Here is a 10,575-nt window from a genome sequence, read left to right as displayed (position 1 = left end):
GTTGCTCGAACGCACGCCTGAGCGAGTTATCGCCTATTTCCAGGATCGGCGTGTTCGCTATGCCGCTTGATACTTCATCGGGCCGGATCAATAGGCCAATGTTTTCATTGCCACGGCCATCGCCAGTGATGTAGTGGCGGTCGAGCAACTCGTTGTCGTAGGTGGACGCAAGGCCGTCGTCGGCGGTGCGTTCGGCCGTGCTGATCACGCCATCATTGTTCAGGTCCAAGTCGGTATCGGCCACCTGGGCAATCTTGGCGGTGGCCGGATTGCCGTCGTGGTCATAAACGCCGGGTGCCGCGTGGTGGGCAATGTCATCCAGAAACGCATGGCCGGTGCGCAGCGCATTGACGGCCGAAGGACTGACCGGTGCGCCGGGCGTGCCCACAGCCACCAGGTCATCGGCCGTATTGGCAATGCCGTCGGCACCCAGGCCGACGATGACCTGCGCGAAGCCATTGGCCGCAGGAATGAACTTTCCGTAGGCATCGGTGCGCAGCAGCGGCACGTTCAGCACATCGAAATCATTGAGCCGAATGCCTAGCAGGTTCAAGGCTTGCGCCTTGACTTCGCCCCAGTTGGCAATGCCGCCATTGGCGCCATCGAGCAGGTGGCCGGTGGACACCGGATGGCCGCTGGCATCGAGCTTGTATTCGCGCAGAAAAACCTGGTGCGACGAGTTGGACGTATAGGTCTGGTTCTGGTCAATGAAAGGCGTGGTGGTGTTGACGGTTTCGTGCGTCAGGTCGTCGGCCGTACCGAGTACGCCGTCGGCGCCCGGAAGGGTGACGGTTGCGGCGCGCGTCAGTGCCATGAAGTTGGGACCGCCGGGCACGTAGAGCGGATCGTCTGGCTGCAGCGGGATATAAACCGTGCCGTTGCCGGACTTGGGAATCAGGTCTAACCCGTGGTCAAAGAACTGGCCGAAAAGCGTCATCCAGCCGTTGAAGGAAGGCGACAGGCCAATGTCTGGCGAGAGGTTTTCGATGGTGATGCTGCCGTTGGGCGACAGGTCCAGCCCCTTGGATTCTGCCAAGGCCACGCGCGAGGCAACGGGTTCGGCCAGAATTGCGGCCGTGTCGGCAAACGGATCGGCAGAGCCTGCCAGTTCCAGCGCCTTGAAAATCGCGGAAAAGTTTCCCAGGGTCTGGTCGGAAATCAGATTGCTGATGATGCGCGGGTCGGCGTCGGCCACGCTGACGTGCGTGTTGTAGTTGGTATTGGTGATGGTTGGCGCGCCCGAGCCTGGGGGGCCCAGAGGCATGACATCGCCATCGGCATCGTTTAGGAATTGAGGCGTCAGCAGGCGGGGCATGACCTGGTCGGCTGCGCCCAGGTTCTGCTGGCCTGGCAACAGGCTGTTGAAGCTGCCGTCCACCGTGCGCAGGCCGACCGGCAGCAACGGACTGATCGGTGTGCCGTCGAGATTGGCAAGAACGCCGGTGGTGGCGTGGATTTCGGAAATCTTGATCTGCTCAAGGATTTTGTTCAAATCGGCAAGATTGACGGTGAAGTTGGCGGGCTTGGTGGTGGCCATGGTGTTTTTTCCTGAAGGTTGCGTGGGCTGCTGGGCCATAGGTGAAAGTGAGAATCAAAACGAAAGGGACAGGGGCGGTGGGTGAAATCAATGAAGGCTGCGCCTCCTGACTCGCCTGGCCTGGATGTAGCAGACGACTGTGTCGTCGAAGGCTGTGGAATGCGCAGCACCGCGTGCAACCGGTGGCAAGCCAGCCGTGTTTGCCGACCGAAACCATGGCGGTGAATGGCTGGGCTTGTCAGCGACATTCAGCAACAGCTTTACGGTGCGGTGGATAGTCATGTTTATTCCTCTTCGACACGCTGGGTGTTGGTTTTTTTCGAATCCAGTCCGGAGCAGAAAAGGAACAAAGTGTTAAAACTTATCGCTTATCTGACCGTTCTGTCATCGAGTGTGTCGAATAGCTCAACAAGAGACCATCCTGCTAAAGAACTAGCTACATCAGGTTACTTATGTGAAATTAACAAGGTTTTAATTTCTTGTCGTTGCCAAATTTGTTTAAACAAATCAGCCACTTGGCTAAAACCTTGTAAGGCTCCACCGAATTTTCAGAATGAAACGTTTATGTGGTTTCTATTTGTAAAAATTTAATCCGAAAACTACATTTCAGGCGGTTGGGGACGCAGTCACACCCAAAAACACGGTTGCGCTTTGATTTATTGAGACTGCGCAAGGCTGCAGGCCCACCACAGGCACTGCGAAAGAATTGCATGGCAGCAGATTGATGTGCGCTTAGGAATATGAGCGCCAAGCAAGACATCCAATGCCTCAGGGGGTGGCGTTCGTTGTCGTGAGCAACTTTCCATCCGTCATTCCCGCGAAGGCGGGAATCCAGCATCACCGACTGAAACGCCAGGGCGCAATCACTCTGAGTGGAAAGCACGACGGGCAAGGTGGCTGACAGGTTTGCTACTGAATTTATAGCTGTAAGCGCATACCAGCCTTGCGCAAGAGGTCTATTTCTTTGACAATATGCGTGCCTTGGTCAATGCCGCTGTCATCCTGGACTTGATCCGGGATCCATCTCCCATGGCCTTCGTTGCACGATGCGGGGTCATGGATTGCGGGTCAGGCCCGCAATGACCGCAATTTGAAACCGGCACGTTTGCAATTTCCGTATCCGTCACTTCTTCGTGGGTCGTGCCAGCCAGGGATGAATCGAACAGCGGTTGCGCAAGACCTCCGCCAGCCCATCCCAACCTTCCCCCAGAGGGGGAAGGAGTCATTCGGATTCGGAGGCACGGGCCGACCTGAGCAGTTACAAAAAACCGCTTGCCAGTTAAAACGGATGCGCGCTAAAACAGATTCCCGCCTTCGCGGGTAAGACGCAGGAAATCATTGCTGACCGCATCGTTAATGCGTTAAGGCCGCAACAATTTGCTTGACCACCGCATCAGGCGCAAAAAGCCGGGCGCACAAGGTTTTGCAGCGCGCAGGCATATCAGCATCGCTCTTGACTTCGGCTACCAATTGAGTCGCCAAATGCTCCAAGCTGTTTACCGAATGATCCGTGCAGACCTGGCCTACCCGCTCGTCTTCAATGATCTGGATCAGGTCGTTTCCGGCGTTAATGCTTGCCAGCACAGGTAATCCTGCCTGCATGTAGGTTAAAAACTTTCCGGGGATATTGTGGGTTTTATGGCGCGGGTCCAGGGCAACGATGCCCACATGACATTGCGCGTACAAGCCGGGGATTTCTTCCGGCGCTATTTCGTCATAAAACACAACATTGTCAAGCTGGCGCCGGATGGCTTCGTCGCGCAACAGCTGGGCATCACTGCCCCGGCCCACAAATAGAAATCCAATGTCGTTTCGACTGCGCAGCCGTGCGGCCAAGTCAATCAGAACTCCCATGCCCTGCGCAACGCCCATGTTGCCCGCATAGACCAAGATAGTGCGCCCGGCAAGCGCGCTGTTGGCCACCGAAATGCTGCAACCAATGTTGGGGGCGTGAGCCAGCCAGTTCTGTAACACTTCGACGCGCTGATACGGCTTTAACCCGGTCCGGCTGAAATAAGGCAGATTCGCCGGCGTTTGCACCCCGATGACATCAGCGACTGAATACTGGTAACGCTCGACTGCTTTTAAAAATCGATAAGGCAGGCCCCGGCCCAAGAGCCCCATGTCCACCGCCCATTCCGGAAAAATGTCCCGAATGATGAGGTAGCTGGGGCAGCCGCTACCCTGCTTGAGGGTGTTGACGATGGGACCTAAAAAGATTGTCGGCGCATACCAGATCACGCCATCCCACCGCACATCAGCCAGCGGGCTTTTGCGCAGGTTGCGCCGCATGGCGAAGGGCATTAAAAACTCGCCCATCGTTCGACGGGCGTAGCTCATGTCCTTGGTGCGAGGCGCTTTAAGCCGCAACACCTCGACGCCGCCCAGCTTTTCAAGCAGCCAGGGCTGGTCGATATCTGAGGCAGGAATCATCACCGTCAAGTGATGGCCTTGCCTGACCAGTTCATGCGACAAGTCCCTGAGTTGAACGGCCGCCGAGGAGCGCACCGGCGGAAAAACATCAGCAATTACGGCAACACGCATTTAGATCGTGCGCCGCTCAGTACTTTTTCCAAACAACCCGATTCACATAGTCGGTATAACTATGGATGATCCGGACCATTTTGTCAGACACGTTTGGCACGCTGTAGTCAGCTACCAACCGGAGTCCCCGGTCACTGCCGCGTGGTTGAGACTCCAATATAGCCAACCCTTGCATGACTCGATCCAGCCCAAGCCCAACCATCATCACCGAAGCCTCTTCCATGCCTTCGGGTCGTTCATGGGTCTCACGCAGATTAAGTGCCGGAAAATTCAGGATAGAAGACTCTTCGGTAATCGTCCCACTATCAGACAGCACAGCGCGCGCGCAAGTTTGCAGCTTGAGGTAATCCAGGAAACCAAACGGCTTGTGAAACAACACCTTAGCATGCGCTGTGAGTCCCTGCGCCTCCATTCGCTTACGCGTTCGCGGATGTGTGGAAACAATCACCGGCAAGTCATAACGCTCAACCAACGCGTTCAGCACATCAAACAGGCGCTGCAGGTTTTGCGGCGAATCAACATTCTCCTCGCGATGCGCGCTTACCAAGAAGTACCCTTGCTCAGCAAGGTTCAGCGTTGCCAATACATCAGAAGCTTCAATCCTTTCGCTGTAATGTTCAATTACTTCACGCATTGGGCTGCCGGTCTTGATCACCTGGTCTGGTGGCAGTCCTTCACGTAAAAGGTAATTACGGGCAATCTCGCTATAGGTCAGGTTGATGTCGGCAATATGGTCAACGATCTTGCGGTTGATCTCTTCCGGCACCCTAAAGTCAAAGCACCTGTTGCCCGCTTCCATATGAAAGATTGGAACCTTGCGGCGCTTGGCGGCAATGGCGGCAAGGCTGCTGTTGGTATCACCCAGCAAAAGCAAAGCATCTGGTTTGTATTCATCCAACACTCGGTCAGATGCCATGATGATCTGCCCAATGGTGTCGGCAGCGGTTTGGCCAGCAGCTTCCAGAAAGCAATCTGGCTTGCGGATTCCCAGCTCTTCAAAAAAAACCCCGTTCAACTCGTAGTCGTAGTTCTGGCCCGTATGCACCAATACGTGGTCGCAATGCTGATCCAGTTTTTCAATAACACGAGAAAGCCGGATGATTTCCGGCCGGGTGCCTACGATGGTCATGACTTTAAGCATTGACTGCCTCCTGCACGATGTCCAACTGCATCAGCACGTCCTTCACCTGGGCAACATCCAGTTGACGTGTGTTGTGCGAGGTGTAATCGTCAATTGTGGAGATTTCCAGTTCACCTTGAATAAAGTACTTGTCGTAGTTCAAGTCACGTGAATCAGCAGGAATACGGTAGTAGTCACCTAAATCTTCTGCGCGAGCCATTTCTTCACGCGACACCAGCGACTCATACAACTTTTCGCCGTGGCGTGTGCCGATAATCTTGATCTCGTTGTCCAGGTTGAGTAGTTCCTTCAAACCCTGCGCCAAATCGCCAATCGTCGAAGCTGGAGCCTTTTGAACAAAAATATCGCCCGGTTGCGCATGCTCAAACGCATAAAGCACCAAGTCCACAGACTCTTCAAGCGACATCAGAAATCGAGTCATATTGGGGTCAGTAATGGTGAGCGCTTTGCCCTTTTGCAATTGATCCAGGAACAAAGGAATCACCGAACCCCGCGAGGCCATCACGTTGCCATAGCGCGTGGCTGACAACACCGTTTTTTCCGGGTCGCAAAGGCGGGACTTGGCCACCATGACTTTTTCCATCATGGCTTTGGACATGCCCATCGCATTGATGGGATAAACCGCCTTGTCTGTGCTAAGCACCACGCATCGCTGCACACCATTGGCAATGGCTGCACGCATCACGTTTTCAGCACCCACAACATTGGTCTTGACAGCTTCCATCGGGTAAAACTCGCAAGACGGGACCTGCTTGAGTGCTGCAGCATGGAAAACAAAGTCCACTCCTCGAAGCGCATCGTGAATACTGTCGTAGTCACGCACATCGCCAATATAAAACTTTACTTTTTCATTATTCAGCCTGATGCGCATATCCTCTTGCTTTTTTTCATCACGGCTAAAAACTCGAATTTCGGCGAAATCCGAGTTTAAAAATCGGTTGAGGATGGCATTACCAAATGAACCTGTTCCACCCGTAATAAGCAATATTTTGTTTTTAAACATTTTACTGATTTCTTTCTAAACTAGAGTCAAGCAAATTCACGCATGCGGCGAATTAACTCTGGCCAGGCAGGTGTCTGATAACCTGTAATCTTGCGAAAGCGTTCGGAATTGAGCGAACGATCAATTACCAGGCTATCGTCGGGATTAATTAATATATTTTTCTCATAGACGTGTGCAACGAGTTGAAGCAAATCGTACTTAGCTATTGGTTCTGCAGAAACGTGATAAACCCCACGCAGTTCAGGATTTGGAATTACAAAATCGCGAATCACGCGCGCAAGCTCTACAGTTGGCAAGCCTGAGAAAATTGCACGCGTAAAGCCATTTACAGCGCCATTTTGCGCCAAAAACCAACCGATCAAACCATGGGCACTATTAAGCTCGTGACCAATGATAGAAGTACGCAATGTAATAGCATGTGGATAATCTACTTCTCCAAGATATTTACTTAAACCATAAAGGTCACGGGCATCTGTAGATTCGACTTCACGGTACATGCCTTTGGTTCCTGCAAATACGCAATCAGTACTCATATGAATAAAACGCGCACCGGCGACAGCACACAACCGGGCAAGACGGTGTGGAAGCAAGGCATTAATGGGAATGGCTGCGAGTGGGTCGTCGGCTTCGGACAATTGTTTAACCAAGCCAATACAATTAATAACTACTTCGGGCCGAGTCAACGTAAATAGTCTCATTAAACTATCTAAATTTTCTACATCTACACCACATACCACGCAGTCTTGTAGTTCCTTAGGTAAATAACGCAATCCTCCACCCGACCGTGCCGAGCCAACTACCGAGCAACCTTCGCTCCCGTGAAAAAACTTTAGCACAGCATTACCCAACATGCCAGAAGCCCCAAGCACTAATATTTTATTTTTCAACATAATTACTAAATACTTAATTTTTGCTTAATTTCAGAAACGATATTATCGTTATACTTACGAGAATAATGCAGATTATCATTGGAAGCACAGGTCAATCGCGCCACATCAAATAATTCTACTATTGCCAAAGATAATTTAATAAAATCTTTAGCCTCTCCATAAACAATAACTCCACTACAAGTTGGCGCATTAGTTTCTTGCGAAACTATGCAAGGAATACCAAGAAAAATATTCTCATAAAGCGAAAGGCTATGCGCTTCACCAAACGAAGGGAGACAAAATATATCATACGCAACAGATAATTTCATATAGTCCATTTGAGATATTAATCCATTATATTGAATATACTCAACACCATCAATTAATGGAAGAAATTTTGAATCCTCAATCGACCCATAAACAAATAATTTAATATTAAAATTATTCTCTCTGAGTTTTTTTATAGACTCAATTAATATGTATATCCCTTTACGCTCTTCGACGCGCGAATAAAAAACAATTCTTAAATCACTACGCCCCAGCATCGGGCGATCTCTTTCGGGCACCTGTGAATCCAAGAGAACTGGATAGGAAAAAATAATTTTTTTATTTTTAGCAATATTTTTAATATAGCTATTATTAAATTCTCCAAGATTCAAGAAATGATATTTGCGAACAAATAAATTTACCAACCAGAAAAAATATTTAAAATATATAACTTTTTTTCTGCTAATAAAAACTAAACTTTTATTTGCCGCGCCATGCGTTGTCACAAATAATCTAAGCCCTAAAAATAGCGAGAATAATATCGAAAAAAATAAACCTTTGAAACTATATATGTTATGTAAGAAAACCGTACCATATACCAAGCGGCGACGACGCATAGCAATAAATGCATAATACAAATTAGTCCAGCCATCATTGACAGCAAAAACCTCGTCTTCAGGAAAATATTTTTTAAGAGTTGCAGCAATCCGAGGAATACCACCGCCAGCGTTGTCAAACGTTTCTATAAAATGAATTGAATTCATATATACACAAAGATTATTATTTGACTAAAATTCAGAATAATCACAATAAATCGTCATCCAAGAACAAAAGAACTAAACTTACTTAATAATATGTCTTTTTCAATGTATTCGCGAGCACTTGCAGCAACAATTGCTCTATTTAAACTTATACACTGCATCGCAAATGCAATAATCATATCAATATCGACAGGGCCATTTTTATAATATAAAAATAAATCTGGAAAAATATCTTTATGCCCTGAATATACAGGCAACCCCATCATCAAATACTCCCTAACTTTAAGCGTACTTGCCTCACTCATACCTTTGCGAAAAAGAGCAAATGATGAGAGACCTATCGCACAACGTTGCATCAGTTGCAAAATTTCCGTATGAGGTAAGCGTCCATGAATATGAATTCGAATATCTTCTTTAGCCATAATCAAATCTCTTTGTCCAACACATCCCACAAGATGAAGAATAAATTTGGCATTATTTTTTTTCATAGCAGAAATTATTAGATCCAGCCCATGCCATTCATCGAAAAAACTTGCGACAAAAATTAATTCTGGAATATCCAATCTTTGATCTAAATTAATATTATCAACATAACATATTCCATTCGGATAAACGAAATTCTTAAACCCAACCAATCCAGATCGTTGCATTTCATAGTCAACAATTTCTTGAGTGACACCAACTATTCCAGCAGATAAAGGTAATATTCTTTTCCCAATAAATTCTTCTGCTTTTGCTTTTACATAGGCAGGAAAACCAGAATCGGATGCGAACTCGGGAACCTCAAGAGTATGATGGACAAAGTAAACTGGCTTTTTGATATGCTTTACAAAAAAATACTGAAACGGATCATAACCAAGATAACGTAGTATAAAAATATCGTATTCTGTACTTATCTCAAAGAGCCACCGATAATAATCAATACGAAATTGAATCCAAACAAATGCTTTTCTCAATAAAAAACTTCCCATCAAATTTTTTCTTTTGGAAAAAATACTAATTTCTGATTTTTCAATTGTACCAATTGGACAGTAAAATCGAACATCCCAATTTAGGCCCAACTTTTTAGCAGCAGCCTGCTCCCATTTCATTTGATTTACTATTCCAAGACCAGGATTTGGTAACGCTGCACTATGCAAAACCTTCACATTATTCTCCGATAAAATATTAGATAAAAATTTAAATTTCTATCAAATTATTAATGTTCTATATTTGCGGATTAAGAATAAATAATTTTTTTATTTACACCGTCTTGTCTTTTAACAGAACGAGCCATCCAATATCCCATAGCTAACCAAAAACATGGAAACCCAATAGCACGCGATATAAAAACACAAAGCACAGAATAAATTAGAAGGATGGCAGCAAACTCATCCAAAGGTAAAGTTATTTTTTTTAACTTAAACCACATATATTTAGTAGTTTTGATCATCATCAAAAATAATATCGCAAATGGAACCAATCCAAAAAATTGCCATACGCTAAGTATATTATGTGAGTAACCTCCAAAAACACCTTGCTGCCTTACGATTAAAGAAGCATTTCCAATTGGCGCTTGAGCAGTGAGATTAATTACCGACTCATAAATCTGTCTATTTCTCTGGACAAACGAAGCATCAGAGCCTAACCCATCTAAAAAAAACATTCTGGCAACTAGATCATCATTAATATGATTTAACTCAAATAAAAATCCAATAACAATAACCACCCCCAGAACAGGAATTAATATAGAAAAAATATTTGTAACTTCACCGCGCAAAAAATGATAAATTAAAATGCCTACAATTAACGTCAATAAAGCATTTCGCCCGCCAAGAGAAAATAATATTATTAATATTACTGGCGCAACCAGCAACTTTAATCGTTTATTTGCAAATCCATATCCAATTAGAAGTAAAATTACCACATTATCACCAGTTGTCAAATGATTAATTTGACTTTCACTAATGGTTTCAGCATTGAGATCAGCGTATGAGATCACTACGCCACCATTCAGTGAACCATAAATCAATAAAAATACTATGCCAATAAGCAGGCAAGCTCTCAAGTTTGATTTACTAAATTCTAAAAATTGTATTGATGCGCCACAAAAAAACCAAATCAAACCTAAGACAAATATTTCCATAGAGGCCCAGTATGATGACCGCCCATCTAATCCAATCAAATCATAGCCTTGCATTTTCTGGAGCACAAGATTAATTGAGACAATAAGTGCAAACAATCCAAACCAAAATACTGGCTTTGAAATACTCAACAATTTATCAATATTAATTATTTCTTTCAATCTCAAAAAAAACAAAATTGCGCTTACTAAAATTAAGATTGTCTGGCCTTTTGGTGTGGTTTTATAATAAAAAACGGAAACCAAACCCGCTAAACAAAATAAAACAACTAAGACAAATGATATTTTAGAAGTGAAATTTTTAATAACTCGATAAGTTTTAAATTTCATG

Annotated in this window: 8 protein-coding genes; all 8 read right to left on the bottom strand. The window is 46.1% G+C overall.

Going from position 1 to position 10,575, the window contains the following annotated elements:
- Positions 1-1,537: peroxidase family protein (locus IWX87_RS14035; RefSeq protein WP_196864144.1), on the bottom strand; the 1,537-nt coding region annotated here is incomplete at its 3' end.
- A gap of 1,353 nt (positions 1,538-2,890) precedes the next feature.
- The gene (locus tag IWX87_RS14030) at positions 2,891-4,081 is read right to left on the bottom strand and encodes a glycosyltransferase family 4 protein (RefSeq protein WP_196864143.1); all 1,191 of its coding nucleotides are present in this window, start codon (positions 4,079-4,081) and stop codon (positions 2,891-2,893) included.
- A 16-nt stretch (positions 4,082-4,097) separates the two neighbouring features.
- Positions 4,098-5,222 carry a non-hydrolyzing UDP-N-acetylglucosamine 2-epimerase gene (gene wecB, locus IWX87_RS14025; RefSeq protein WP_231374802.1) on the bottom strand — a complete coding sequence of 375 codons (1,125 nt, stop codon included), beginning with the start codon at positions 5,220-5,222 and terminating at the stop codon, positions 4,098-4,100.
- The gene (locus IWX87_RS14020) at positions 5,215-6,225 is read right to left on the bottom strand and encodes a polysaccharide biosynthesis protein (protein ID WP_196864142.1); all 1,011 of its coding nucleotides are present in this window, start codon (positions 6,223-6,225) and stop codon (positions 5,215-5,217) included. The genes wecB and IWX87_RS14020 overlap by 8 nt, the downstream gene beginning before the upstream one ends.
- Positions 6,226-6,251: 26 nt before the next feature.
- Positions 6,252-7,115: an SDR family oxidoreductase gene (locus IWX87_RS14015; protein ID WP_196864141.1), complete on the bottom strand. Its 864-nt coding sequence runs from the start codon at positions 7,113-7,115 to the stop codon at positions 6,252-6,254.
- Between the two features lie 5 nt (positions 7,116-7,120).
- Positions 7,121-8,125: a glycosyltransferase gene (locus IWX87_RS14010; RefSeq protein WP_196864140.1), complete on the bottom strand. Its 1,005-nt coding sequence runs from the start codon at positions 8,123-8,125 to the stop codon at positions 7,121-7,123.
- Positions 8,126-8,178: 53 nt separating this feature from the next.
- On the bottom strand, positions 8,179-9,270 hold the full coding sequence (locus tag IWX87_RS14005) for a glycosyltransferase (RefSeq protein WP_196864139.1): 1,092 nt from the start codon (positions 9,268-9,270) through the stop codon (positions 8,179-8,181).
- Positions 9,271-9,341: 71 nt separating this feature from the next.
- Entirely contained in the window at positions 9,342-10,574 is a 1,233-nt protein-coding gene (locus IWX87_RS14000; RefSeq protein WP_196864138.1) for a hypothetical protein, read from the bottom strand.
- Position 10,575: the final 1 nt, after the last annotated feature.

Source organism: Polaromonas sp. CG_9.7, from assembly GCF_015752205.1.
Classification (GTDB): Bacteria; Pseudomonadota; Gammaproteobacteria; order Burkholderiales; family Burkholderiaceae_C; genus Polaromonas.
Note: the sequence above shows the minus strand (reverse complement) of the source record. Positions and strands in the feature narration are given on the sequence as shown.